The 24,858-nt window shown below is 71.8% G+C and carries 23 protein-coding genes; 11 read left to right on the top strand and 12 right to left on the bottom strand.

Features of this window, described 5'->3' with window-relative positions; genetic code table 11:
* Positions 1-110: 110 nt before the first annotated feature.
* Entirely contained in the window at positions 111-578 is a 468-nt protein-coding gene (locus BM204_RS08690; protein WP_177223717.1) for an NUDIX hydrolase, read from the bottom strand.
* Positions 579-663: 85 nt separating this feature from the next.
* On the opposite strand from BM204_RS08690, the gene BM204_RS08695 reads away from it, so the two are divergent.
* Positions 664-939, top strand: a complete 276-nt coding sequence (locus tag BM204_RS08695; protein ID WP_091112139.1) for a hypothetical protein — start codon at positions 664-666, stop codon at positions 937-939.
* A gap of 19 nt (positions 940-958) precedes the next feature.
* On the opposite strand, the gene BM204_RS08700 is transcribed toward BM204_RS08695, so the two are convergent.
* From BM204_RS08700 to BM204_RS08715, 4 genes are all read right to left on the bottom strand, one after another.
* Positions 959-2,116: a CaiB/BaiF CoA transferase family protein gene (locus BM204_RS08700; protein WP_091112141.1), complete on the bottom strand. Its 1,158-nt coding sequence runs from the start codon at positions 2,114-2,116 to the stop codon at positions 959-961.
* A 62-nt stretch (positions 2,117-2,178) separates the two neighbouring features.
* Positions 2,179-2,916 (bottom strand): amino acid ABC transporter ATP-binding protein, encoded by a 738-nt coding sequence (locus tag BM204_RS08705; RefSeq protein WP_091112144.1) that lies wholly within the window; start codon positions 2,914-2,916, stop codon positions 2,179-2,181.
* The gene (locus BM204_RS08710; protein WP_091112146.1) at positions 2,913-3,764 is read right to left on the bottom strand and encodes an amino acid ABC transporter permease; all 852 of its coding nucleotides are present in this window, start codon (positions 3,762-3,764) and stop codon (positions 2,913-2,915) included. The genes BM204_RS08705 and BM204_RS08710 overlap by 4 nt, the downstream gene beginning before the upstream one ends.
* Positions 3,765-3,783: 19 nt before the next feature.
* The gene (locus BM204_RS08715) at positions 3,784-4,686 is read right to left on the bottom strand and encodes an ABC transporter substrate-binding protein (protein ID WP_091112148.1); all 903 of its coding nucleotides are present in this window, start codon (positions 4,684-4,686) and stop codon (positions 3,784-3,786) included.
* A 62-nt stretch (positions 4,687-4,748) separates the two neighbouring features.
* Here BM204_RS08715 and BM204_RS08720 point away from each other — a divergent pair, with 62 nt between their 5' ends.
* The 5 genes from BM204_RS08720 to BM204_RS08740 all read left to right on the top strand — a co-directional run bounded on the left by BM204_RS08720 (position 4,749) and on the right by BM204_RS08740 (position 10,948).
* Positions 4,749-5,282, top strand: a complete 534-nt coding sequence (locus BM204_RS08720) for a PadR family transcriptional regulator (protein ID WP_091112150.1) — start codon at positions 4,749-4,751, stop codon at positions 5,280-5,282.
* Complete coding sequence (locus tag BM204_RS08725) at positions 5,279-7,285, top strand: NADPH-dependent 2,4-dienoyl-CoA reductase (protein ID WP_091112153.1); 2,007 nt, start codon at positions 5,279-5,281, stop codon at positions 7,283-7,285. The genes BM204_RS08720 and BM204_RS08725 overlap by 4 nt, the downstream gene beginning before the upstream one ends.
* A 17-nt stretch (positions 7,286-7,302) precedes the next feature.
* Positions 7,303-8,466, top strand: a complete 1,164-nt coding sequence (locus tag BM204_RS08730; protein ID WP_091112156.1) for a MalY/PatB family protein — start codon at positions 7,303-7,305, stop codon at positions 8,464-8,466.
* A gap of 9 nt (positions 8,467-8,475) precedes the next feature.
* Complete coding sequence (locus BM204_RS08735; protein WP_091112159.1) at positions 8,476-9,789, top strand: UDP-glucose dehydrogenase family protein; 1,314 nt, start codon at positions 8,476-8,478, stop codon at positions 9,787-9,789.
* Between the two features lie 259 nt (positions 9,790-10,048).
* A complete protein-coding gene (locus tag BM204_RS08740; protein WP_091112161.1) occupies positions 10,049-10,948 on the top strand; it encodes an NAD-dependent epimerase/dehydratase family protein in 900 nt (299 codons plus the stop codon).
* Here the strand turns inward: BM204_RS08740 and BM204_RS08745 are convergent.
* On the bottom strand, positions 10,945-11,679 hold the full coding sequence (locus BM204_RS08745) for a VOC family protein (RefSeq protein WP_091112163.1): 735 nt from the start codon (positions 11,677-11,679) through the stop codon (positions 10,945-10,947). The genes BM204_RS08740 and BM204_RS08745 overlap by 4 nt on opposite strands.
* A 114-nt stretch (positions 11,680-11,793) precedes the next feature.
* Between BM204_RS08745 and BM204_RS08750 the strand changes: the two genes are divergently transcribed.
* Genes BM204_RS08750 through BM204_RS08760 form a run of 3 tightly spaced genes read left to right on the top strand, consistent with a single transcriptional unit; the run spans position 11,794 to position 15,753 of the window.
* Entirely contained in the window at positions 11,794-13,230 is a 1,437-nt protein-coding gene (locus tag BM204_RS08750; RefSeq protein WP_091112165.1) for a wax ester/triacylglycerol synthase family O-acyltransferase, read from the top strand.
* On the top strand, positions 13,227-14,597 hold the full coding sequence (locus BM204_RS08755) for a wax ester/triacylglycerol synthase family O-acyltransferase (protein WP_091112168.1): 1,371 nt from the start codon (positions 13,227-13,229) through the stop codon (positions 14,595-14,597). Before BM204_RS08750 ends, BM204_RS08755 begins: the two co-directional genes overlap by 4 nt.
* Positions 14,598-14,607: 10 nt before the next feature.
* Positions 14,608-15,753, top strand: coding sequence for an MFS transporter (locus BM204_RS08760; protein WP_177223718.1), 1,146 nt, complete (start codon positions 14,608-14,610; stop codon positions 15,751-15,753).
* Between the two features lie 4 nt (positions 15,754-15,757).
* On the opposite strand, the gene BM204_RS08765 is transcribed toward BM204_RS08760, so the two are convergent.
* The 5 genes from BM204_RS08765 to BM204_RS08785 form a co-directional block, all read right to left on the bottom strand.
* Complete coding sequence (locus BM204_RS08765) at positions 15,758-16,786, bottom strand: LLM class flavin-dependent oxidoreductase (protein ID WP_091112171.1); 1,029 nt, start codon at positions 16,784-16,786, stop codon at positions 15,758-15,760.
* 52 nt (positions 16,787-16,838) lie between these two features.
* Entirely contained in the window at positions 16,839-17,765 is a 927-nt protein-coding gene (locus BM204_RS08770) for an NAD-dependent epimerase/dehydratase family protein (protein ID WP_091112173.1), read from the bottom strand.
* A 77-nt stretch (positions 17,766-17,842) separates the two neighbouring features.
* Positions 17,843-19,543, bottom strand: coding sequence for a glycosyltransferase family protein (locus tag BM204_RS08775; protein WP_091112175.1), 1,701 nt, complete (start codon positions 19,541-19,543; stop codon positions 17,843-17,845).
* 5 nt (positions 19,544-19,548) lie between these two features.
* On the bottom strand, positions 19,549-20,490 hold the full coding sequence (locus tag BM204_RS08780) for a glycosyltransferase family 2 protein (RefSeq protein ID WP_091112177.1): 942 nt from the start codon (positions 20,488-20,490) through the stop codon (positions 19,549-19,551).
* A complete protein-coding gene (locus tag BM204_RS08785) occupies positions 20,487-21,539 on the bottom strand; it encodes a sulfotransferase family protein (protein WP_246166508.1) in 1,053 nt (350 codons plus the stop codon). Before BM204_RS08785 ends, BM204_RS08780 begins: the two co-directional genes overlap by 4 nt.
* A 41-nt stretch (positions 21,540-21,580) precedes the next feature.
* Between BM204_RS08785 and BM204_RS08790 the strand changes: the two genes are divergently transcribed.
* Positions 21,581-22,306, top strand: coding sequence for a sulfotransferase (locus tag BM204_RS08790; RefSeq protein WP_091112181.1), 726 nt, complete (start codon positions 21,581-21,583; stop codon positions 22,304-22,306).
* An 85-nt stretch (positions 22,307-22,391) separates the two neighbouring features.
* Here BM204_RS08790 and BM204_RS08795 read toward each other — a convergent pair whose 3' ends face one another.
* Positions 22,392-23,741, bottom strand: a complete 1,350-nt coding sequence (locus BM204_RS08795; protein ID WP_091112183.1) for a GH1 family beta-glucosidase — start codon at positions 23,739-23,741, stop codon at positions 22,392-22,394.
* A gap of 15 nt (positions 23,742-23,756) precedes the next feature.
* Here BM204_RS08795 and BM204_RS08800 point away from each other — a divergent pair, with 15 nt between their 5' ends.
* On the top strand, positions 23,757-24,794 hold the full coding sequence (locus BM204_RS08800) for a pirin family protein (protein ID WP_170259279.1): 1,038 nt from the start codon (positions 23,757-23,759) through the stop codon (positions 24,792-24,794).
* Positions 24,795-24,858: the final 64 nt, after the last annotated feature.

Here is a 24,858-nt window from a genome sequence, read left to right on the forward strand (position 1 = left end):
GCTCAAGACCCACGCCGGCTGGACCTACCAACAACTCACCCCCGGCACCTTCCTCTGGCACGAACCCCACGGCCAAACGATGCTCGTCACCCCCACCGGCACAAGAGACCTCACCGACCCCTGAGGTGCTCGTCGGCGAGCCGTTGCACCCACGGAACCGCGGCTGCGGGATACAACGGCAAGGACTCCTCAGCGTCGTCGATCGGACGCCACACCACCGGCACGATGCTCCCGTCGCTCTCCGTGAGAGTCGCGTCCGACGAGGCGGGTTGAGGGTCCAGCCGACCGGAGTAGAGGAACACCACCTCATGTCCGAGCACGCCGTCGATCCGGAAGATGCTCTCCACCGCCGCCACGAACCTCAGGTCCCGGACCACAGCACCGAGCTCTTCATCCACTTCGCGCAGCACTGCGGCACGCGCGGTCTCGCCGAGGTCGACGCCACCACCGATGAGCCGGTGGTAGCCGTCCGGGTTCTCCGCAGTCGGCGGGTTGAGGCTCACAGCATGGGCTGTGCGGGCGGGGTTCGGTGCGAGCAGCATGGCCTTGACGCGGATGATCGACCTGTCGACGGACATCCGACGAGCGTAGGCGCGCGCGGCAGCACCTAGGCTGCGGACACCCGACCCTCGGGGGAACGACCATCCCAGGACGGAGCCCGCCATGGGTCTCTTCAAGGTCAGCAGGACGCCGGCGGCCCAGGCAGACCGGGACACCCGGATCGCGTCGCGGACCGGCCACCAGAGCCTGGCCGAGCTCCAGGAGCAGCTGCGCCTGATCGGCGACCTCGGTCTCGACCTCGACGAGGCGGGCCGGAGCCCGGCCGTGCGTCAGAAGGTCGACGTCGCGACGCTGCTTCGCGCGCTGACGATCGCGACGCAGACCGCCGAGCAGGCGCTCGCCGAGGTCATCGCCCTGCGCAAGGAGCTCAACGGCTAGACCGTGGAGCCAGCCGACCTCAGACCTGGACCGCGACTCCTCGCTCGATCAGCCCGTCGACGTCGCCGATGCCCCAGGCGGTGAGCGCGTCGCGGGTGTGCTCGCCGGCCTCGCGCGACGGCGGCAGGGTGAGCGTCGGCTCGGTGCGGGAGAAGCGGGGCGCGGGGACCGGCTGGACCATCCCGTCCTTCTCGACGAAGGTGCCGCGTGCCTTGAGGTGCGGGTGCTCGGCGGCCTCGCTGATCGGGATGATCCCCGCGACGCACGCGTCGGTGCCCTCGAAGGTCTCCACCCACTCCGCCTGCGTCCGGGACGCGAAGGTCTCGGTGAGGACGGCCCGCATCTCGTCGTACCGGTCGGGCTCGTGCTGGCCGGGGCAGGTGTCCTTGATCCCGAGGATGGTGACCAGCGCGTCGAAGAACTGCGGCTCGAGCGCGCCCACAGACAGGTGCTTGGCATCCGAGGTCTCGTAGATGTCGTAGAACGGGACACCACCGTCGAGCAGGTTGGCCCCGCGCTCCTCGGTGTAGCCGCCACTGGCGAGGAAGGCCGAGGTCATCGCGTTGAGGTGGGCGGTGCCGTCGACGATGGCCGCGTCGATGACCTGGCCCTTGCCCGAGAGCTTCGACTCCAGGAGCGCGGCCAGGATGCCGATGACGAGGTACGTCGACCCGCCGCCGAAGTCGCCCACGAGGTTGGTCGGGAAGTGCGGGCGTGCCGGGTCCTGCCCGAGCCCGAACAGGGCACCGGTGATGGCGATGTAGTTCATGTCGTGGCCGGCCGCGGTGGCCAGCGGACCGGTCTGCCCCCAGCCCGTCATCCGTCCGTAGACGATGCGCTCGTTGACCGCCAGGCAGTCGTCGGGGCCGAGGCCGAGGCGCTCGGTGACGCCCGGGCGCATGCCCTCCACGACGACGTCGGCGTCCTTCACCAGCGCCAGGACGGTGGCGACCGCCTCCGGGTCCTTGAGGTTGAGCGCAACGCTCGGGCGGCCGCGGTTGAGCAGCATGGTGGCGCCGCCGGCGAGCATCTGCCCTCCTGGCCGCTCGATGCGGATCACGTCGGCGCCGAGGTCCGCGAGGATCATGCACGCGTGCGGCCCGGGGCCGATCCCGGCGATCTCGACGACCTTCACGCCGCTCAGCGGCCCGGTTCCCTTGCCCAGCTCAATGCTCATGGCGCCGATGATGACAGAACCACTGTCAACGTCACCGGCTCGTCCGCGACCTGGCTCGAGCGTCAGCTCGGCAGCACCCGGCGCAGGAACTGGCGGGTGCGCTCCTCGCGGGGGTTGCTGAAGATCTCGGCGGGTGGCCCCTGCTCGAGGATCCGGCCCTCGGACAGGAAGCAGACCGACGTGGCGACCTCGCGGGCGAAGCTCATCTCGTGGGTCGCGAGGACCATCGTCGTGCCGCGCTCGGCCAGCTGCCGCACGATCGTGAGCACCTCGCCGATCAGCTCGGGGTCGAGTGCCGCGGTGATCTCGTCGAGGAGCAGCAGGGCGGGACGTGTGCACAGCGCGCGGACCAGGGCGACGCGCTGCTGCTGGCCACCGGAAAGCCGGTCGGGGTGCTTGTCGACGTGGTCGGACAGGCCGAACGTCGCCAGCAGGTCGCGGGCGCGGTCCTCGGCCTCACGCTTGGAGAGCCCGTGGACCCGGCGCGGGGAGAGCGTGCAGTTGTCGAGCACGCTCAGGTGCGGGAAGAGGTTGTAGGCCTGGAAGACCATCCCGATCTGGCGGCGCACCTCACGCGGGTCGACCCGCGGGTCGGAGATCTCGCTGCCGTCGAAGCGGATCACGCCGTCGTCGATGTCCTCGAGCAGGTCGATGCAGCGCAGCAGGGTCGACTTGCCCGAGCCGGACGAGCCGATCAGGCAGATGACGTCGTGAGCCGCGACGTCGAGCGAGACGTCGTCGAGGACCACGCGGTCGCCGTACGACTTGCGGACGCCGCGCACCTCCAGCAGGGCACTCATCGGGCACCGGCCCTCTCGCGCTCGGCGTAGCGGCGCTGCAGCCAGTCGGTGAGGCGCGCCAGCGGCACGGTCATCACGACGAAGAAGCCGGCCACGACGACGAGCGGGGTGTAGTTGAAGTTGAAGTTGCCGTAGTCGCGCGCGGCGAAGACGGCGTCGAAGACACCGGCAGCCGCCACGAGCGCGGTGTCCTTCTGCAGGGAGACGAAGTCGTTGAGCAGGGGAGGTACGACGCGGCGCACGGCCTGCGGCACGACGACGTGGCGCATCGTCTGCGCGCGACTCAGCGCCAGCGCCTCGGCACTGGCGATCTGCGAAGGATGGATCGAGTCGATGCCCGAGCGGAAGACCTCGGCGACGTAGGCGCCGTAGGAGAGGACCAGGGCGACGCCGGCCCAGAACAGGCGGTCGGTCGGCAGCCCCTCCAGCCGCAGGGCCGGCACGCCGAAGGCCAGCAGGATCACCAGCAGGATCGTGGGGATGCCGCGGAAGACGTCGGTGTAGAGCGCGGCGAGCAGCCGGACGGGCACCAGCCAGGCGGAGCGCGCCGTCCGGGCCAGGGCGACGCCGAGCGCGAGCACCAGGATCACCGGCTGGCAGATCAGGAAGAGCTTGACGTTGATCCAGAAGCCCTCGAGGACCGCGTCGAAGGACTCGCGGGCGTGGAAGCCGTTGAAGAAGAGCTCCTGGACGCTGGGCCAGCCCGGCGAGCCCGTGACGGCGACACCGAGGCCGACGAACACGCCGACGGTCACCAGGGTGGCGATCAGCACCGAGCGGGCGCGCTGGCGCCTCCGGATCCGACGCCGCTCCTGCTCGCGTTCGCTCGGGGCCCAGACCGTGCTCACGAGCGATTCCCCGGGAGGGTCACTGGAGCTCGGGGACGCTCACGACGTCGGAGAGCCACTGCTGCTCGAGCGCGTCGAGCGTGCCGTCCTCGTCGAGTGCCTCCAGTGCGCCGTCGACACAGTCGACGAGGGGGCTGCCCTTCTCGAAGAGCATCCCGAACTCCTCCTCGTCGCCGTCCTCGACCTGGAACTGGCCGATGATCGCACTGTCGGGGATCTCCACCGCCGAGATGTAGAACGCGGTGGGGAGGTCGGCGAGGATGCCGTCGACCTGACCGTTGAGCAGCGCCTGCTTGGCAGCGTTGGTGTCCTCGAAGACGGCCGGGTCGTTGGCCGGGTTGATGACCTCGCGGATCGCGGTCAGCGACGTGGTGCCGGTCTGGGCGCCGAGGTTGTAGTCGGCGAGGTCGGCGATGCTCGTGACCTCGGAGACCGGTGAGCCCTTGAGGGCGATGACGGCCTGGGCCGCGGAGTAGTAGCCCTCGGAGAAGTCGACGACCTCGGCCCGGGCCGGGGTGATCGAGATCTGGTTGACGTCGAAGTCGAACTTCTTCGGACCCGGCGCGTAGGAGGTGTTGAACGGGACCGTCACCCAGGTGACCTGGTCTGCTGCGAAGCCCAGCTGCTCGGCGACGGCATAGGCGACCGCCGACTCGTAGCCCTTGCCGTTGGTCGGGTCGTTGTCGGTGAACCAGGGCTCGTAGGCAGGCGAGTCCGTGCCGATCGTCAGGGTGCCCGCCTCGAGCGTCGGCAGCGACTCGGTCGCGCAGGCGTCGACGTCCTCGGTCTCGGTGCCCGCCCGGTCGGACTCGCTGCTCGGCGCCGGGTCGGCGACCGTCTCCTCGTCGTCGACCGGCGCGCACGCGACGGCGGCGAAGGCCAGGAGGGGCAGGGTTGCAATGACGGTCCGACGCAGGCGCATGCAGGAATCGTAGGGCCAGCGAGGGCTTGCAACTAGTTGCATAGGCCTGCCACGATCACTCCATGGCCCTCGACCACGCCCTCCTCGTCGCGTTGCGCGAGCAGCCCGGCAGCGGTCTGGAGCTGGCCAAGCGATTCTCGCGGTCGATCGGCTACTTCTGGCCGGCGACCCACCAGCAGATCTACAAGGTGCTGGGCCGGATGGAGACCGAGGGCTGGGTGTCGGTGAGCGAGGTGGCGCAGACCGGCAAGCCCGCCAAGAAGGTCTACGACGTGACACCGGCCGGAGCCGACGTGCTGGCCGCGTGGCTCGCCGAGCCGACGGACACGCACACCATGCGCAGCGAGCTGGCGGTGAAGCTGCGGGGCGCCTCCTTCGGCGACCGCGCGGCGGTGCTGGACGTCGTGCGCGCGAACCTCGCCGACCACCACGTCCGGCTGGATCACTACCGGCAGCTGATGAAACGCGACTACACCGACGGGCCCGTCGACCTGGCAGGCCTCGAGCTCGACCAGTACCTCGTGCTGCGCGGCGGCATCCGCGTCGAGGAGTTCTGGATCGAGTGGCTCACCGAATACCTGGAGGCACACGCATGACCGACTATCCGCACCTGCTCAGCCCGATCACGCTCGGGACCCTGGAGCTGCGCAACCGGGTCGTCATGGGCTCCATGCACACCGGGCTCGAGGACAGCCGGCGCGACCTGCCGGCCCTGGCGGCCTACTTCGCCGAGCGGGCCCGCGGCGGCGTCGGCCTGATCGTCACCGGCGGCTACGCGCCCAACAAGCGTGGTTGGCTCAAGCCCTTCGCCTCCGAGATGACCACGCGTCTCCAGGCGATGCGGCACCGCGACGTGACCGGCGCGGTGCACGACGAGGGCGGTGCGATCGCGCTGCAGGTGCTGCACGCAGGACGCTACGGCTACCACCCGTTCAGCGTCTCGGCGTCGGCGACCAAGAGCCCGATCACACCCTTCAAGCCGAGCGCGCTGTCGACTAGGGCCGTGGACCGCACGGCGACCGACTTCGCGAGGTCCGTGGCGCTGGCGGTGAAGGCGGGCTACGACGCGGTCGAGATCATGGGGTCCGAGGGCTACCTGATCAACCAGTTCCTCGCCGAGCGCACCAACCAGCGCAGCGACGCCTGGGGCGGCAGCGCCGAGAAGCGGATGCGCTTCCCGCTGGAGATCGTGCGGCGCTCGCGCGAGCTGGTCGGTGCCGACTTCCCGATCATGTATCGCATCTCGCTGCTCGACCTGGTCGAGGGCGGCCAGACCTGGGACGAGGTCGTCGAGCTCGCGCACGGGCTTGAGGAGGCCGGGGTCACCGTGCTCAACACCGGCATCGGCTGGCACGAGGCCCGCGTCCCCACGATCATCACCCAGGTCCCGCGCGGCGCCTGGCGCTCCGCCACCGCCCGCCTCAAGGCCGAGGTCTCGGTGCCGGTCTGCGCGTCCAACCGCATCAACACCCCCGAGCTGGCCGAGTCGATCCTCGCCGCGGGAGAGGCCGACCTGGTCTCGATGGCGCGCCCGCTGCTGGCCGACGCGTTCTTCGTGACCAAGGCCGCCGAGGGGCGCGCCGACGAGATCAACACCTGCATCGGCTGCAACCAGGCCTGCCTGGACCACGTGTTCGCGAACCGCAAGGCCAGCTGCCTGGTTAACCCGCGCGCCTGCCGCGAGACCACGCTGGTGCTCGGGCCGACCAAGCGCGCGGCCACGATCGCGGTCGTGGGTGCCGGCCCGGCCGGTCTGTCGGCGGCGGTGTCCGCGGCCGAGCGCGGCTTCGCGGTGACGCTCTTCGAGAAGTCCGCGACGCTCGGCGGGCAGTTCCGCCTGGCCATGGCCGTGCCCGGCAAGGAGGACTTCGCCGACACGCTGCGCTACTACGCACGCCGGCTCGAGGTCCTCGGCGTGACCGTCCGCCTCGGCGAGGCGGCGTCGGCGGCCGCCCTGTCGTCGTACGACGAGGTGGTGGTGGCGACCGGCGTGACGCCGCGCGTGCCGGACTTCCCCGGGGTCGAGCACCCGAAGGTCGTGTCCTACGCCGAGGTGCTCTCCGGCGCGGTCGTCCCCGGGCGTCGCGTCGCTGTCATCGGTGCCGGTGGGATCGGGGTCGACGTCAGCGTGTGGCTGACCCACGACCCCGCCGAGGACCTGGACGACTGGATGTCGCACTGGGGTGTCGGCGACCCGTCGCTGCACGCCGGCGGGCTGACCGAGAAGAAGCCGCGCACGCCGCTGCGCGAGGTGACGCTGATCCAGCGGAAGACCACGCCGATCGGCGTCGGCCTGGGCAAGACCTCCGGCTGGGCGCACCGCGCCGTGCTGAAGCAGTCGGGCGTGGTGCAGGTGAGCGGGGCCTCCTACGACCTGGTCGACGACGCCGGCCTGCACGTCACCGTCGACGGGGTCTCCCAGGTGCTGGACGTCGACCACGTGGTGCTGTGCGCCGGTCAGGAGTCGGTGCGGTCGCTCTACGACGACCTCGTGCTCGCGGGCGCCTCCGTGCACCTGATCGGCGGCGCCGACGTCGCCGTCGAGCTGGACGCCAAGCGCGCGATCGAGCAGGGCACCCGCGTAGCCGCGGGGCTCTGACGGCTAGCGTCGGCCGCATGATCCGCGATCTCACCGACGACGAAGCCCGCCGTGGCCTGGTGCTCAAGTGGGGCACGACCGACCCCGACGTGATCCCGGCTTGGGTGGCCGAGATGGACTACGCGCTGGCGCCACCGGTGGCGGCGGCGCTGCACGACGCGATCGAGGCGGGCATCACGGGCTATCCCCGCTTCGAGACCGAGGGCGGCGTCCTCGGTGAGGCGTACGCCGGGTGGGCGAGCAGGCAGTTCGGCCACCGGGTCGACCCGGAGCAGGTGGTGCCGGTGGTGGACGTGACTGCGGGCGTGCGCGTGGCGCTCGACGTGCTCTCCGAGCCGGGGCCGATGGTGATGCCCGGGCCGGCCTACAGCCCCCAGCTCGACGTCGCCCAGGTCACCGGCCGCGAACGGGTCGATCTTCTCCTCGACCCCGACGCTCCGCGCGCGGAGATCGACCTCGACAGCCTCGACCAGGCCTTCGCCGACGGGGCCCGCACGCTGCTGCTCACCCAGCCGCACAACCCGTGGGGACGCGTGTTCACCCGAACCGAGCTCGAGGGCATCCGTGACGTGGTGGTCCGCCACGGCGCCCGGGTGATCTCCGACGAGATCCACGCCCCGCTGGTGCTGGCCGGGGCGGAGCACGTCCCCTACCTCTCGATCGAGGGCACGGCCGACCACGCGGTCGCGGTCGTCGCCGCATCCAAGGCGTTCAACACCGCAGGGCTGCGGTGCGCGCAGATCGTGAGCGCCGACACCGCGACGCACCGGCGCCTGACCGACGTGCCGATGGTCCGCAACGACTCGTGGTCACCTCTCGGTGTGATCGCCGCGGTCGCGGCCTACACCGACGGCGACGCCTGGCTCGACGCCCTGCGCGTGCGACTCAGCTCGCAGCGAGACCTGCTCGCGCGCCTGCTGGCGCAGCACCTGCCCGAGGCCCGGATGCGGCCCCTCGAGGCGACGTACCTCGCCTGGATCGACCTGCGCGCCTACGGCCACGACGATCCGGCCGCCGTGGCGCTGGAGCGGGGCCGGGTGCAGCTGGCCGCCGGGCACGACTACCAGCCCGGGCTGACCGGGCACGTCCGGCTCAACATCGCGACCTCGCCCGAGCGCCTGACCGAGATCGTTCACCGCCTGGCCACCGCCCTGACGCCCGGCACCACCAGCAACTCCTAGGGTGAGCGCGTGAAGATCACCGTCATCGGTTGTGGCTACCTCGGCGCGACGCACGCCGCCTGCATGGCCGAGCTCGGCCACGACGTGCTCGGCGTCGAGGTCGACCAGCGCAAGCGCGACCTCCTGACCGCCGGCCGCGTGCCGTTCTGGGAGCCTGGCCTCGAGGACCTGCTGGCCAAGCACGTCGCCGCGGGACGGCTGAGGTTCACCGACTCGATGGAGGAGGCTGCGGCCTTCGCCGACCTGCACTTCCTCTGCGTCGGCACGCCGCAGCTGCCCTCCTCGATGGGCGCCGACGTCTCTTTCGTCGAGGCCGCGGTCACCGGGCTCGCACCCCACCTGACCCGCCCAGCCACGATCATCGGGAAGTCGACCGTGCCCGTCGGCACCGCCCGCCGCATGGCTGCCGCTCTCGCTGACCTCGCCCCCGTCGGGGCCGAGGCCGAGCTGGTGTGGAACCCGGAGTTCCTCCGCGAAGGCTTCGCCGTCAAGGACACCCTCGAGCCGGACCGGATCGTGCTCGGCGTGGCCTCGGAGCGCTCCGAGCAGGCGATGCGCGACTTCTACGCACCCATCCTCGCGACCGGGACGCCGCTGATCGTGACCGACTACGCCACGGCCGAGCTGGTGAAGGTGTCGGCCAACGCCTTCCTCGCCACCAAGATCTCCTTCATCAACGCCGTCTCCGAGGTGTGTGAGGCGGCCGGGGCCGACGTGGTCGACCTCGCCGACGCGATCGGCCACGACGCGCGGATCGGGCGCCGCTTCCTCAACGCCGGCATCGGCTTCGGCGGCGGCTGCCTGCCCAAGGACATCCGCGCCTTCGTCCACCGCGCCGGCGAGCTCGGGGTCGAGGACGCGATGACGTTCCTGCGCCAGGTCGACGACATCAACCAGCGTCAACGCTCCCGCGTCGCACAGATCGCGACCTCCCTGCTCGGCGGCAGCGTCACCCGCGCCCGGATCGGCGTGTGGGGCGCGGCCTTCAAGCCCGACAGCGACGACGTGCGCGACTCCCCCGCCCTCTCCATCGCCGGCAAGCTGCACCTGCGCGGCGCGCACGTGACCGTCTACGACCCGCGGGCCAACGAGACAGCGCGCGCCATGTTCCCGACGCTCTCCTATGCAGGCTCGGCCGTCGAGGCCGCTCAGGACGCCGACCTGCTCCTGCACCTCACCGAGTGGCCCGAGTTCCGCACGGTCGACATCGCAGCCGTCGGGGACGTCGTGAGGCGCAAGCAGGTGCTCGACGGGCGCAACCTGCTCGACCTCGACGCGTGGCGGGCCGCCGGGTGGACCGCGCGGGGGCTCGGGCGGCGCTAGGCCGGTCGGTCGCACTGCGTCATCGGGCGCAACGTCATGCGGATGGTGGAGACGGGTCCTCACTCCGTATGACGTCGTCGTGGTCCGGGTGGAGAGGCCAGCCGAGGTCAGCGTTACCTTCGGGCTGTCGCGCTCCAGCCGGGATGGTTCCGCCCGGCGGATGACTGGTCCTTCGCCGGGTGGTCAGTCGTTTGGCCACCCGGGGCGCCCGAGACCTCTGGCCAACACGCCAGGCTCAGCACCTGGGTACGGTCCAGTCATGCGCATCTTCTTCACCGGCGGCAGCGGCAAGGCCGGTCAGCACGTGGCGCCCTACCTCGCCTCGCAGGGCCACCACGTCACCAACGCCGACCTCGCCCCGCTGGGCCACCCGGACGTCGCCGACCTCCGCGTCGACCTCACCGACGCCGGTGAGACCTACTCGGCGCTCGCCGGGCTCGCGACCGCGGCCGAGCTCGACCTGCCCGAGAAGCCGTCGTACGACGCGGTCGTGCACTTCGCCGCCGTGCCCGCGATCCTGATCAGGTCCGACGCCGCGACCTATGCGACCAACGTCCTCAGCACCTACAACGTGCTCGAGGCGGCGACCCGGCTGGGCGTGCGCAAGGTCGTGTTCGCCTCGTCGGAGACGACCTACGGCATCTGCTTCGCGCAGGGCGAGCGGCGCCCGCTCTACGTCCCGGTCGACGAGGAGCACCCGACCGTCCCCGAGGACTCCTATGCGATGTCCAAGGTTGCCAACGAAGTGACCGCGAGGTCGTTCCACGCGCGCACCGGCGCAGACGTCTACGGCCTGCGGATCAACAATGTCATCGAGCCGCACGAGTACGCCGAGCAGTTCCCGGCCTACCTCGCCGACCCGGCGCTGCGGCGGCGCAACGTCTTCGCCTACATCGACGTGCGCGACCTGGGGACGATGGTGCAGCGCTGCCTGGAGACCGACGGGCTGGGCTATGAGGTCTTCAACGTCGCCAACGCCGACCTGTCCGTCGCGGCGACGACCCCCGAGATCCTGGACCGGTTCTACGACGGGGTCGAGGTGCGTCGCGAGATGGGGCGCGACGAGACGTTCTATGCCATCGACAAGGCGCGCGACCTGCTCGGCTGGACCCCGACCCACTCATGGCGCGACGTGCTGGCCGACCCGGCGTCCAGCTAGCCCGCAGGAGCCGGAGCCGGAGCCGGGAGAACGCAGAACTCGTTGCCGGACGGGTCCGCGAAGGACCGCCAGGGCAGCTCGCCCCACTGCGCCGGGAGCTCGCGGCCCCCGCGCTCCGCGATGGTGGCCGCGACCTGGTCGGGGTCGTCACCGGACTCCAGCCGGACGTCGAGGTGCAGGCGGTTCTTGGCGGCGCCCTTGGGTGCCTGCTCAGCGCACAGCTCGAGGAGCGGACCCACCAGCGACGGGTGGCGCAGCGAGCGGGGTGCGGCGCCGGCCACATCGGTCCACCCGGTCAGCCAGGACCAGAACTCCGCGTCCCGGTCCGGGTCGGCCGAGTCGAGCGGGAGTGCGGCGATCGGTCCCGTGCCGTCGTACGACGCCCGCTCCTCCATCACGCACAGCGCATTGCCCTCGGGGTCGGCGAGCACCACCCGGGGCACGTCGCGCTGACCGATGTCGAGGTGGCGTGCGCCCAGCCCCAGCAACCGCTCGACCACCTCGGCCTGGCGCGGTCCGCCGAGCAGGTCGGGGTGCAGCCGAGGCGGCTCGGACGGTGGCCCGGGGACGGGCTGGAAGCACAGGTCGAGCACGGGCCCACCCTTGATGCTCAGCCGCGTCTCGTAGATGCCCGGTGCGTCGGTCAGGGTCTCGCCGCCGACCACCGCCTCCCAGAACCGGCCGAGCCGTTGGGGCTCGACGGCGTCGATGACGAGGTTCTCCAGGTACATGGACCCACCGTAGGTCCCGGCCTCCGCGCGGGCCGGTGATTGGCGGGACCAACGGCGACGCCCACGGGACCTTGGGCTCCTGACGCGACGCCGTGCCCGGCGGTTCCATGAGGCATGGACCGCACCAGCGCACTGGACTCGGCATTTCTGCACGTGGAGGACTCGCACTCGTCCCTGCACATCGCGAGCCTCGGCATCTTCGAAGGACCGGCGCCGACCCAGGCTGAGGTCGTGGCGGCGATCGAGCGCAAGCTGCCGGCCGTCCCTCGGCTGCGCCAGCGGCTGCGGACGGTCCCGTTGGCAGCGGGTCGGCCCGTGTGGGCCGACGATCCCGACTTCCACATCGAGCGCCACCTCAGCCGCATGCGCGTGCCCGCCCCGGGAGGCGAGGCGGAGCTGCGGGAGGTTGCGGGAGCCGTGCTCTCCGAGGCGCTCCCCCGCGACCGTCCGTTGTGGCAGGACGTCGTCCTCGAGGGGCTGGCGGAGGACCGTTGGGCGCTGTTGACCAAGGTGCACCACACGATGGCCGACGGGATCGCCGGCACGGACCTGTTGGCCACGATCCTCGACCGGGCGCCCGACCAGCACCTAGAACAGGACCCGGACCAGGGCAGTGGCGAGGACGAGGACTGGGCACCGGCCCGACCGCCGACACCAGGACGCCTGGTCGCCGACGCGGTGTGGGAGCAGGCGCTGCTGCGCTCCCGGGAGCTGCGGGGCCTGCCTCGGGCTGTCGGCGCCACGCTGCGCCACCCGGTCGCGGCCGCCCGCTCCGCCAGCACCATCGGACAGGGCGTGCTCGGCTTCGCCCGCGCGGTGGTGCCCACCACGCCGTCCTCCCTCGTGGGCCCCCTCGGCCGGGACCGCGAGTTCCGCTGGACCCGGATCAGCCTCGCCGACGCCCTCCTGGTCCGCGAACGTCTCGGCGGCACCGTCAACGATGTCGTCCTGGCGGCCGTCACGAAGGGATTCCGTGACCTCGAGCAGGCCCGCGGGCTGGGTGCGGATCCGAACAGCGTTCGCTGCCTCGTGCCGGTCTCGGTGCGCCGAGACTCCTCGGGCACGCTCGACAACGAGGTCTCTGCCCTGTTGCTCACGCTGCCGGTCGAGCTCGAGGACCCGCGTGACCGGTTCTACGAGGTCGCCACCCGGACCCTGGCGCTCAAGGAGTCGCACGAGGCCCAGGCGGGTCAGTGGGCGCTGTCGGTCGCCGACGCACTGCCCCCGCCGGCAGTGGCGGGGTTCCTGCACCTCGCGTTCCGGGTGCCGCACCGCAACCTGACCACCGTCGTCACGAACGTCCCCGGTCCGCGCACGACGCTCTACCTCGCCGGGCGACGGATGATCGCCACCTACCCCTACGTGCCGATCGCGGACCGGCTGAGGATCGGGGTCGCGGTCACGTCGTACGGCGAGCACCTCTTCTTCGGCGTCACCACGGACCGGGACTCCACACCCGACGCCGATGTCCTGGTCGACGGGCTCCAGTCCGGTTTCGCCGACCTGCTCGCGGTCGCGAGCTCTCGTCGCCCACGCAAGGAGTCCCGGTGAAGCGCTTCCCGATGGCACCCGCCGATGCCGCCTGGCTCCGGATGGACCGTCCCACCAACCTGATGGTCGTCACCTCGGTGATGTGGTTCGACGAGGCACTGGACTGGACGGCGTTGCGAGCGCTGATCCAGCACCGGATGGTCGATCGTTTCCCGCGCTTCCGGCAGCGTGTCGTCGAGGAGCACGGCCACTACTGCTGGGAGGACGTCGAGGGGTTCGACCTCGAGGAGCACCTCCACCCGGTCCACCTGGCCGAACCGGCCGGACGCGAGCAGCTCCAGGAGTTCACCAGCGGCCTGGTCAGTGTGCCGCTGGACCACGCCCGCCCACTGTGGGACCTCTACCTGGTCGAGAACTACGGCTCCGGGTGCGCCGCGGTCTTCCGGATGCACTACGCCATCGCCGACGGGATCGCGCTGGCCCGGATGCTGATGTCGCTGACCGACGACCCCGAGGTCGAGCCGGTCGCGGTGACCGAGCCCGAGGCCGCCGCTGACGGCTCCCGCGGCCCGCTCGCCGGCGTGGTCGCACACGAGCTGTTCGAGGCGCTCGTGCACCCGCGGCGACTCGCGGCCCTGGTCGCCCGGCCCGGGCGGATCCTGGACCTCGCGCGCACCGCGGTCGCCGACACGGAGGCCCTGGCCCAGCTCACCGTCATGCCGGCCGACCGGCAGACCGCTCTGCGGGGGGTTGCCGGTGTGCGCAAGAGCGTCACGTGGTCACCACCGGTGCCGCTCGACAGCCTGCGTGGTGCCGCCCACCTGACCGGCACCACGGTCAACGACGTCCTCCTCTCCGCGGTGTCCGGAGCACTGCGCGCCCACCTGGTCCGACGACGCAGCCCGGTCCACGACGTGCGCGCGATCGTCCCGTTCAACCTCCGGCCGCTGGACCAGCCGTTGCCCGCCGAGCTCGGCAACAAGTTCGGCCTGGTCTACATCCCGCTGCCCCTGACCACCGCGCACCGGCACGAGCGGTTGCGGGAGATGGCCCGGCGGACCCGGCGGGTGAAGGACTCGGCCCAGGGGCTGGTCGCGTTCGGCATCCTCGAGCTCGTCGGTCTGGCACCTCAGTTCGTGGAGGACCTCGCGATCGACGTGTTCGCCTCCAAGGGCACCGGCGTCATGACCAACGTCCCCGGACCCCGCCGCCCGGTGACGCTGGTCGGCACCCGGCTGGTCGGCACCATCGGCTGGGGCCCGACCTCGGGCGACCTCGCCCTGGGCGTCGCGATGTTCAGCTATGCGGGCACGGTCACGATCGGGCTGTGCGTCGACGCCGACCTGGTCCCGGACGTCGAGCTGCTGCTCGCCGACCTGCTCACCGAGCTCGACGCCCTGATCACACCCGAGCTCGTCGCACCCTAGGCTGCCCCGGGTGCTGCTGCCCCCGGATCGTCGTCTCGGGATCCTGCTCCTCGGGGTCGCCGCCGGGACCAACATCCCGACACCGCTGCTGCTGATCTACCGCGACGAGCTGGACATGTCGTCCACCTCGCTGACGGCGCTCTTCGGGGTCTACGCGCTGGGGCTGGTGCCGGCGCTCAGCCTCGCCGGCCCCGCCGCCGACCGCTGGGGCCGCAGGCTGGTCGTGATCCCGACCGCCCTCGTGTCCGCAGCCGCCTCGTTGCTCTTCGTGACCGCGACCGCGAGTGAGCCACTGCTGTTCCTGGTGCGCTTCCTCCAGGGCGCTGGGGCCGGCGCCGTCTTCAGCATCGGCAGCGCCTGGCTGGTCGAGTCGGCGCACCGGGCGGGCCGCACGTCGGGCGCCCGGACCGCGGCGGTGACGATGACCGGCGGTTTCGCGATCGGGCCGGTGATGGCGGGCCTGATCGGCGAGTGGGGACCCCTCCCCCTGGTGCTGCCCTACCTGCTGCACGCGACGTTCCTGCTGGTCACGGTGGCCGTCGCCTGGTCGGTCCCGGAGACGTTGACGTCGCCGCGGGCGCGGCACCCGGACACCGGCCGAGGGCCGCTGCGTCCGGGCACGGCGCGCACGGCGCTCCTCGTCGTCGCACCGTTGGCGGTCTGCGTCTACGCCTTCCCCGCCAGCGCGGTGGGTGGCATCCCGGTGCTGATCGGCTTCCCGGTCGCACCCGTGGCGCTCACCGGGCTGCTCGCCGGGATGACCTTGGGCATGGGCGCCCTGGCCGCGCCGTTGCAGGGCCGCCTCGGCGCCCGGACCGCGCCGGTGGCCGCGACCTGTGGCGCCGTGGGCTACGCCGCGACGGCGACCGCGGCCGCCGTACCTCCGCTGCTGCTGCTCGCGGTGCCCGCCGCGTGCCTGCTCGGAGCCGGTGGCGGGCTGGCACTGGCGAGCGGGCTCTCGCGGCTCCCGGGCGTCGCTGCCGAGGGGCGCCTCGGCACGGTGTCGGCGGCCTACTACGGCTTCGCCTACCTCGGCTTCGCGATGCCGCTGCTGCTCGCGTTCTTCTCGGCGTACGTCGACGTGGCGGCGCTCCTGGCCGGCCTCGCCGTCGTGTGTGCCCTGCTCGCCGCGCAGCAGGCTCGCGCCCGCCTCTGACTCCTCAGACCGACGCCACCAGGGGCGCGACCTCGGTGCCGAGGAGCTCGATGCCGCGCAGCAGGTCGGCGTGCGCGAGGCGCGGGTTGGTCATCTGGAGCGAGAGCCGGTCGACGCCGCCGAGCTGCTCGGAGACCCGGCGGATCTTGTCGGCCACCGTCTGCGGGTCTCCCATGAAGAACGCCCCGTTCTCCCCCGCGGTCGCGTCGAAGCGGGCCCGGGTCGGCGGCGGGAAGCCGCGCTCGCGGGAGACCTTGGTGAACATCTCCTCCCAGCCCGGGTAGATCGTGTCGGCCGCGGCCTTCGTGGACTCCCCGACGAAGCCGAAGACGTGCAGGCCGACCTGGAGCTTCTCGGGGGCATGGCCGGCCTCGGCACCGGCGCGGCGGTAGAGGTCGACCATCGGGGCGAACTGGCGCGGCTCCCCGCCGATGATCGCGATCATCAGCGGCAGGCCGAGGAGCCCCGCGCGGACGAAGGACTGGGGCGTGCCACCGACGCCGACCCAGATCGGCAGCGGGTCCTGGAGCGGGCGCGGGTAGACGTTCTGGCGCACCATCGGCGGGCGGTGCCGCCCGGACCAGGTGACCTCGGTGTTGTCGCGGATCTGCAGCAGCAGCTCGAGCTTCTCGCTGAACAGCGAGTCGTAGTCGGCGAGGTCCAGCCCGAAGAGCGGGAACGCCTCGGTGAAGGAACCGCGGCCCACGACGAGGTCGATGCGGCCCTTCGAGATGAGGTCGAGGGTCGCGAACTGTTGGAAGACGCGCACCGGGTCGGCCGCGCTGAGCACCGTCACCGCGCTGCCGAGCCGGATCCGCTCGGTGCGGGCGGCGGCCGCGGCGAGGATGACCGGAGGCGCGGAGTCGTAGTACTCGCAGCGGTGGTGCTCGCCGATGCCGAAGGAGTAGAGCCCGACCTGGTCGGCGAGGGAGATCTCCTCGAGCAGGTGCTCCATCCGCTCCGCGGCGCCGATCACGTGGCCGGTGGTCGGGTCGGTGACGGTCGAGACGAAGCTGTCGACGCCTACGTGCATGAGAGTGCCTCTCGCGGTAGTGGTTGACGGCTCAACGGTTTGACGCCGGCTGTCATTCCGGGCCGCGCAGGCCGGCATCGAGCTCTGCCAGCGCCTGCTCGAGGTCGACCTGGGGCCTCCAGCCCCAGGCGTGCGCCCGCGCCGACCCGATCTTCCCGGTCCACGCCGGGCCGTCGTCCCAGACCGGCTCCACGCCGACCGCGGCTGTGACGGCGCCGTGGTAGTCGCGGTTCGTGGCGGGGCCTGCCGCCGCGTTGACCGGGGTGCAGCCGCCGGCGACCGGTCCGGCGCCCGGGTCCGTCGAGGTCGCGATGCGGCCCGTCGCGACGTCGGCGATGAGGGCCGCGAGGTCGTCGACGTGCACCCAGGAGAAGGTCTGGTGCGGCAACGTGTGGCGGGCGCGCTCGTCGTCGCGGACGGCGGCCGGGCGCAGCGTGTTCCACAGCGAGCTCGCGCCCGGGCCGAGGATCGCCGGTGGGCGCACCAGGACGCGGGTGATGCCGTCGACCTCGGCGAGGGCAGCGTCCGTGTCACGCTTGGTGACGGGGTAGTCGCCGGCCTCGTCGCCCACGAGCGAGGAGGACTCGTCGACGTCACCGACGTCCGGCGACCGGTCGTAGACGGCGGCGGTCGAGACGTGGACGAAGCGGCCGACCCCGGCCGCGGCCGCTGCCCGGGCGATGACCGGGGTGCCCTCGACGCCGATCTCGCGCTGGTGCTCGAGCGGGCTGCCCATCGGGTGCACGGTCGTCACGACAGCGCTGGCACCGACCACGACGTCGGCGGCGAAGTCCGGGTCCGGGAAGTCACCGACCCGCTCCTGGACGCCGGGGAGCGTCGGCGCGGTGCCGGGTCGTCGTACGACGGCGCGCACGAGGGCGCCGCGCTCGACGAGCGCCGCGCACACCCGGGCGCCGACGAGGCCGTTGGCGCCGGTGACCACGACGACGGGGGACGGATTGGCTGGGGAGTCGGTCATGCCCGCCACGATGCCAGGCGCCCCCATGCGGCGGCGGCCCAGGAGGTGCTGACGTGCTGGAAGTGCCTGCGAGAGGGTCAGGGACGGTCGGCGGGGTCGTGCTCGAGCAGCCGCGAGGGGCGGAAGCCCTCCCACCTGTGCTCGACACGCACCGGGTCGAGGAGGTAGTCCAGGTCGACCTCCCACGTGTGCCCGCTCGCGTTGCGGCGCAGCACGTAGCCCAGCCCGTGGGTGCGGTAGATCGCGGCACCCGCGGCGGTGACGGCCGCGATCAGCTGCGCGTCGACGTACTTGCGCACCGAGCGGAAGCTGCCGACCTCACGCAGCAGCCCACGGTCGACGAGCATCGTGCCGCCGGCGATGAAGCGGGCGTAGAGCTCGCTCGGGTGACCGCGCTTGACGGTCAGGTCCTTCGGGGCCAGGTAGTGCATCTCCGCCGGCATCCCGACCATCTCGGCGCCGCTGTAGTCACGGGCGCGGAGCAGGTCGGCGACGACGTCGGGTGAATACCAGTCGTCGTCGTCCATCTTGAGCACGACGTCTCCCGAGACCGCCCCCGCAGCTGCGGCCAGCACGTCCCCGAAGGTGGTCGCCTCAGGCTGGGGCCGGACCTGCAGCGCGACGCTCGCGGGCAGCTGGTCCCGCACCCAGACCGCGTCGACGTCGAAGCCGTGGGGGGCGAGCACCAGCTCGAGCGGGCCCACCCCGCGCTGCTTGGCGACCTGGCGCAGCGCGAAGTCGAGCATGTCCGCGCGCTTGGTCGCCAGCACGACGGACACGGTCGGCCGGGCCGCCACCCGGACTCCCACCGACGCCGCCACGGCCGTCCGCCACGCGCGGGTGGAGAACGTGTCGAGCGCGGCTCGGCGGAGCACCACGCTGTGCTCCTCGCGCGCCAGGGGGTCGGACAGGTCGACCGGCGCGGTGATCGCGTCGACCACGGCGGAGCCCAGGAGGTCAACCAGGGCTGGGGAAACTCCACCGGAGGAATCCGGGACGAGCGGCACGCCCGCCATCGCGAGGCCGGCCAGCAGGCGCGCGTCATCAGCATCGACGCGCACCCCCGCAGCCGCGCGCAACGACGCGACCAGGACCTCGGTCGGTCCGCCCTGCAGGTCGAGCGACGAGAGCGCCACGACGTCGGCCGAGGTCGCGGCGACGAAGCCGATCGGGTTGAGCACCCGCTCGTCGAGCGGCCCGAGCGACAGTGGACCGACCGGAGAGCCCAGGGCGGCCGGCGTACGGCCGGTGACCTCGGAGACCACCATGGCCGCCATGGCGCCGGGGAGGACGTCGGCGGGCACCTTCTCGGAGACGGCGTCGACGCCGCCGACCCACAGGCCGCGGTTGCCGACGGTGTCGCCCCAGACGGCCTGACGACCGGCTTCGGCGACGATCTCGGTGACCTCGACCGGGCGCTCGAAGCGGAGCACGGTGAGCCAGCCGTCACCGGCCGGGCGGGCGTGGATGCCTTGCAGTGCAGGCCAGGCGGGCTTGGGCACCAGGCTCACCGGAGCAGGACCGCCGGCGAGGTGGAGACCGACGACCGCGGAGCGCACGCCAGCCGGGGCGACGAACGCGCGCAGCGCCCCCCGGTCCGAGCAGGAGACCAGCACCCGGTCGCGGCGCCCCGGCTCGACGAGCTCGCCGGCGGGAGCGGGCAGGAGCAGCGACGACTCCGACTGCTCCAGGAACTTCTGCACCGCGGGGCCGAGATCGGCGGGGTCGGCGGGGTCGGCGGGGTCGGCGGGGTCGGCGGGGTCGGCGGGGTCGGGCATCGCGCTCAGACGTCGATCCGGCCGGGCCGGCGCACAAGTGGTCGCGGCTGCTGCGGCAGCCACGTGCGGGTCACGTGGTCGACGATGTGCACGCCCGGCGGGGCCTCGATGCGCTGGAGTCCGTGGACCTCGTCGCCGCGACCCTCCATCAGCGCGCGGTAGACCTCGAGCTCGCGCAGCTTGCGCGGCGCCCTCGAGGCACCGAAGTCGTCGTGGCTGCTCCAGTGGGAGAACTCGTCGGAGTCGAGCCACTTCAGCTCCACGCACATCCCCTCGGGCGCGACGATCCGCTCGGAGCTGGTGGGGAACTCGCGGACCTCCCACTCGAAGGCCTTCACGAACGTGAACTCCGGACCCATCGGATAGACCCACGGCTCCAGGAACCGGAAGCCCAGGTCGATCCAGGCCACCGAATCGCTCACGATCGACAGCGGGTGCCGCGGGATCGCGACGACCGCGTTGGAGTCCTCGAGCTGCCAGGACAGGTCCGCCAGCATCCCCACACCCTCGGGAGTGAGGACCATGTCGCCGTCCCACTTCATCGAGTAGCAGGTGCGCACGTGCGAGAACGACCAGTTGTAGAAGTGCGTCAGGGAGTGCACCGAGTCGGGTGGGGTCGCCAGGTGCTCGGCCCCGGCGCGGCTCACCTTCCAGGGGTACGACGTGACGGTGAGGCGGTCAGCCGCCCCGACGTCCGCGGCGACGCGGGCAGCGACCTCGGGGGTGCCGTCGTCCGACTGGTTGTCGACCAGCACCACGTGCTGCACGGCCTGGAGCATCGGCGGCAGCACCCACGGCAGGTTGCGTGCCTCGTTCTTGACGCGGAAGACACAGGTGAGGCCGGAGGGCAGCTTGCGGTCCTGCCAGGCCCAGCGGACGTCGTAGTCGTCCTCGCCCTCGAGGCAGGCGATGTCTGGCGGGCGGAACGCCGCGTCCGGAGCGCTCATCGCTCGCGGCCGAGGGCCCTGCGCAGCCCGCGACGGGCGCTCGCCGGCACCATCGCGCGCACGCCGTGGGGCAGGCGGTCGACCCCGCGGCGGATGACCTGGAGCGGCATCGGTTGCTGGGCAAGGCCGTCGCGGTGGGCGGCGAGCGCGGTCGACCGGGCGATCGCCTCGGCCTCGTCGTAGAGGTCGGCGTAGGCGGCGCGGAGCTGGTCGAGCGTGGCGTGCACGTCGGCGGTGTCGCCGTCGGGCTCGGCGAGGGTGTTGAGGCCCTGCCACGACTCCTCGGCGATCTCGCGCAACCGCGGCGGCACGTCGACGTCGTCCCAGGTGAGCTGGACGCGGCGCAGGTTGGGGTCGATGAAGGCGTGGACCGAGCGGATGTCGTTGGCGCTGGCCGACTTGACCGCGTCGAGGTCGAACTTCTGGCCGATGTCGAAGACCGGGACGGTCCAGTCGGTGAGCAGGTCGTGGTAGCGCACGAAGGCGCGTGCCGAGCCGCGGGTCGCACGCTCGGTGTGGAGCATCATGTTGACCCAGGCGGCGGTGCGGTCGACCTCGCCGAACTTCGAGGCGTAGTACTTCTGCTTGCTGCCCACGACCTCGGTCACCGGGCGCAGCATCGTGACGTAGGCCGGCGTCGCATCGCAGCGCATGGCCGCCGAGCGCCACAGCCCCATGAACCAGGCGAGCCGCGGGTCCTTGACGACCAGCTCAGGACCGCCCTCGACGAACTGCGTCTCCAGCCAGTCACGCAGCCGGCCGCGCAAGGGCTCGAGATTGCTGAGCTTGCCGGCCTCGAACCACGCCTGCGGGCGCGAGTCGGAGACCTGCACGTTGCAGCGCTTGAGCAGCTCGTCGTGGAAGTCGACGACCCACTGCGGCTCGCCGAAGCCCTTGGGGTTGGTCTCGTCGGCGCTGACCTCCGGCTGAGGCACGTGCATGCCGAGGGTCTGCAGGGTGCCACTCATCGTGCTGGTGCCGCTGCGGCCGGAGCCGACGACGAAGACCACCCGGCGTTTGGCGGGCAACGACTCGGCGGGGCTCGACATGGGCGACATGCTACGGCTCGGCCTCGCCCTAGGATCACGGCGTGGACGATGCCGGAACGGATCGCGAGGTCGAGGCGCTGCGCCGGCAGGTGCGCCGCCTGCGCGGTCGTGACCGCCAGGAGCTGGGCTACCTCTTCGTCGTCACCTACGGCCGCTCCGGCTCGACGCTGGTGACCGGGTTGCTCAACACCATCCCGGGCTACGTCATCCGCGGCGAGAACCGCGACGCGCTGCACCACCTCTTCCTCTTCCACACCACGCTCCTGGCCGAGAAGCACCGTGCGTCCAGGGGCGAGCTGCGGCAGACGACGAGCTCGTTCTTCGGGATCGGCGACTTCCCGCCGCAGCAGTCGCTCGACGGGATCCGCCGGCTCGCGCTCGACACCGTCCTGCGCCCGCGCCCCGACACGCGGGTGACCGGCTTCAAGGAGATCCGGTGGTACCACCCCGACGTCGCGGAGTACGTCGCGTGGTTGCGCGAGGTCTTCCCCGGGGCGCGGTTCGTGGTCAACACCCGCGACCACGCCGACGTGGCACGCAGCAAGTGGTGGGCCAAGGGCGACCCGGAGCAGACCGCCGCGGCCCTCGCCGACATCGAGTCCCGCCTCCTGGCGATCGCGGACGACCTCGGCGACGCGGCGTACCGGATCCACTACGACGACTACGTCTCCGACCCGACCGTGCTGCGCGGCCTCTTCGACTGGCTCGGCGAGGACTTCGACGAGGCGGTCGTGCGCGAGACGTTCGCGGTGAAGCACTCGTCCTGAGGCTGGCCGGGTGCGTCGAGTGACGCGGAATGCATGTCCTGAGGGCCCAGGGACATGCTCTTTGCGTCACTCGATGCCAGCAACGTCAACCCGGCGGCTGGGCCCGGATCATGTCGGCGTACCACTCGAAGCTGCGCTTGGGGGTGCGCGCCTGCGTCTCGTAGTCGACGTGCACGAGGCCGAAGCGCTGGGTGTAGCCCTCGGTCCACTCGAAGTTGTCCAGGAGCGACCACGTGTAGTAGCCGCGCACATCAACGCCGCGCTCGATGGCCGTCGCGACGGCGCGCAGGTGGGCGTCGAGGTAGTCGATGCGGGGCTGGTCGTCGACGACGCCGTGCTCGTCGGGGCCAATGTCGTAGGCACAGCCCGACTCGGTGATCATGATCGGCGGAAGGGCGGCGCGGAAGCGGGCTCGGAACGTGATCAGCCACTCGCGCAGCGCGTCGGGCACGACGGGCCAGCCGAAGTCGGTCGTGGGGTAGCCCACGAGCTCGCGCATCTCGAAGGGCATCTCGGCCTCCTCGTCGGCAGCGGCGATCCGCATCGGGTTGTAGTAGTTGACGCCGTAGAAGTCGAGGGGCTGGCGGATCGTGGCCATGTCGCCGTCGTGGATCTCATCGACCAGCAGCGGGGCCAGGTCGACGGGATAGCGGCCGAGCAGCATCGGCTCCAGGAACATGCCGTTCCACAGCGCGTCGAAGAGCTTGGTCGCGCCGACGTCCTCGGGCAGGTCGCTCGCGGGCCACATCGGGGCGTGGTTGTTGGCGCAGCCGACGCTCGTCGCGCCCGCCGCGCGCAGGACCTGGACCGCGCGGCCGTGGGCCACGAGCAGGTGGTGAGCGACCGGGAGGCCGTCGAACATCAGCGCTCGGCCGGGGGCGTGCATCCCGATGCTGTAGCCCATCATCGAGGCCACGTTCGGCTCGTTGACGGGGATCCAGTGCTCCACCCGGTCAGCGAGCCGCTCCCCGACGATCGCCGCGTAGTCGGCGAACCGGTCGATCGTCGCGCGGTTGAGCCAGCCGCCGTCGTCCTCGAGCGCCTGGGGCAGGTCCCAGTGATAGAGCGTCGCCATCGGCTGCACGCCGTGCGCGAGCAGCGAGTCGACGAGCCGGTCGTAGAAGTCGAGACCCTTGAGGTTGGCCGGGCCGGACCCGGTCGGCTGGATGCGCGGCCACGAGATCGAGAAGCGGTAGCCACCGGCGCCGAGCTGCTGCATCAGCGCGACATCACCCTCGTAGCGGTGGTAATGGTCGCACGCCACGTCACCGGTCGAGCCGTCGTTGATGCGACCCGGCGTGTGGGCGAAGGTGTCCCAGATGCTGGGGCCCTTGCCGTCCTCGGTCGCGGCGCCCTCGATCTGGTAAGCGGCCGTGCTGGTGCCGAAGCGGAACCCCGGCGGGAGCTGGGGGAATGCGGGCGGCTGGTCGGGCACGGCACAATCATGTCCGTGACCGTCGAGATCCGCAGGGCTTCCGCACGCTTCGTCGACAAGGCTCCGGGACGGATCACCCACCACGCCTTCGCGTTCGGCCAGCACTACGACCCCGACCACCTCGGCTTCGGCCCGATGGTCTGCCACGACGACCACCTGCTCGGCTCGTCGCAGGGCTTCGACACCCACCGCCACGCCGACCTCGAGATCGTGAGCTGGATGGTGTCGGGGGCGCTCGAGCACCGCGAACCCTCCAGCGCGGAGCCGGTGCGCGTCGGGACCGGCACGGTCGCGCGTCTCTCGGCCGGGGCGGGCGTCGACCACGCCGAGCACTCCCACGCCGACGGCCCGACCCGCTTCGTCCAGGTCTGGCTGACGCCCGACCACTCCGGCGGGGACCCGTCGTACGACGTGGGGGCGGTGCCGCTGGTCCCCAACGAGCTGGTCGTGGTCGCCTCCGGCGAGGTCGACGCCCCGGTCCGGATCGACTCTGCGAGCGCGACGTTCCTCGTGGCCCGGCTCGACGCCGGCGTGACCCTCGACCTGCCCGACGCCGACGGCGTGCACGTCTTCGTCGCCACCGGCGCGCTGACCCGCTCGTCGATGGCAGAGCCGCTCTCGCAGGGCGACGCCTTCCTGATCCGCGACGCGGTCGGCGTCTCGGTCACCGCCGCGCTCCCGACCGAGCTGCTGGTCTGGACCTTCGCCGGCCTGCGCGACTCGCGCACCGGCGAGTCGGGCTCGACCCGTGCCCTCGAGGCAGGCGGTCCTGACGCCGGCGACGAGCGCGAGATCGTCGGCACCGAGCTTCGCCTGACCGGGTCCGGCGCCGGGTCCTTCGCGCTGCACGATGCCGAAGGTGCGCTTCCGGCGGACTACGACTACCTCTACGCGCGGCTGGGCCTCGGCCGCGACCTCTTCGAGGCGATCGTCATCTGGGGCGAGTCGTGGGCGCAGGCGCCCGGCCTGCCCGAGCTCCAGACCGCCGCCCGCGTCATCCTGGCCCGCCTCGACCACGAGTGCTCGGCCTTCACGTTCGACCTGCGGCTGTAGAGGTCGGCGGTCGCGGTGGGCGCGGGCGATGTTGTGACACGCAGTTACCCCATCTACCCGCCCG

This window comes from Nocardioides psychrotolerans, from assembly GCF_900113685.1.
Lineage (GTDB): Bacteria > Actinomycetota > Actinomycetes > Propionibacteriales > Nocardioidaceae > Nocardioides > Nocardioides psychrotolerans.

Coding starts and splice junctions, on each gene's coding strand:
- BM204_RS08775 (WP_091112175.1), bottom strand. CDS start 19,543: ATGCCCGACCCCGCCGACCCCGCCGACCCCGCCGACCCCGCCGACCCC.
- BM204_RS08695 (WP_091112139.1), top strand. CDS start 664: ATGGGTCTCTTCAAGGTCAGCAGGACGCCGGCGGCCCAGGCAGACCGG.
- BM204_RS08765 (WP_091112171.1), bottom strand. CDS start 16,786: ATGCACGTAGGCGTCGACAGCTTCGTCTCGACCGTCACCGACCCGACC.
- BM204_RS08700 (WP_091112141.1), bottom strand. CDS start 2,116: ATGAGCATTGAGCTGGGCAAGGGAACCGGGCCGCTGAGCGGCGTGAAG.
- BM204_RS08690 (WP_177223717.1), bottom strand. CDS start 578: ATGTCCGTCGACAGGTCGATCATCCGCGTCAAGGCCATGCTGCTCGCA.
- BM204_RS08725 (WP_091112153.1), top strand. CDS start 5,279: ATGACCGACTATCCGCACCTGCTCAGCCCGATCACGCTCGGGACCCTG.
- BM204_RS08730 (WP_091112156.1), top strand. CDS start 7,303: ATGATCCGCGATCTCACCGACGACGAAGCCCGCCGTGGCCTGGTGCTC.
- BM204_RS08705 (WP_091112144.1), bottom strand. CDS start 2,916: ATGAGTGCCCTGCTGGAGGTGCGCGGCGTCCGCAAGTCGTACGGCGAC.
- BM204_RS08740 (WP_091112161.1), top strand. CDS start 10,049: ATGCGCATCTTCTTCACCGGCGGCAGCGGCAAGGCCGGTCAGCACGTG.
- BM204_RS08785 (WP_246166508.1), bottom strand. CDS start 21,539: ATGTCGAGCCCCGCCGAGTCGTTGCCCGCCAAACGCCGGGTGGTCTTC.
- BM204_RS08720 (WP_091112150.1), top strand. CDS start 4,749: ATGGCCCTCGACCACGCCCTCCTCGTCGCGTTGCGCGAGCAGCCCGGC.
- BM204_RS08715 (WP_091112148.1), bottom strand. CDS start 4,686: ATGCGCCTGCGTCGGACCGTCATTGCAACCCTGCCCCTCCTGGCCTTC.
- BM204_RS08780 (WP_091112177.1), bottom strand. CDS start 20,490: ATGAGCGCTCCGGACGCGGCGTTCCGCCCGCCAGACATCGCCTGCCTC.
- BM204_RS08745 (WP_091112163.1), bottom strand. CDS start 11,679: ATGTACCTGGAGAACCTCGTCATCGACGCCGTCGAGCCCCAACGGCTC.
- BM204_RS08750 (WP_091112165.1), top strand. CDS start 11,794: ATGGACCGCACCAGCGCACTGGACTCGGCATTTCTGCACGTGGAGGAC.
- BM204_RS08770 (WP_091112173.1), bottom strand. CDS start 17,765: ATGACCGACTCCCCAGCCAATCCGTCCCCCGTCGTCGTGGTCACCGGC.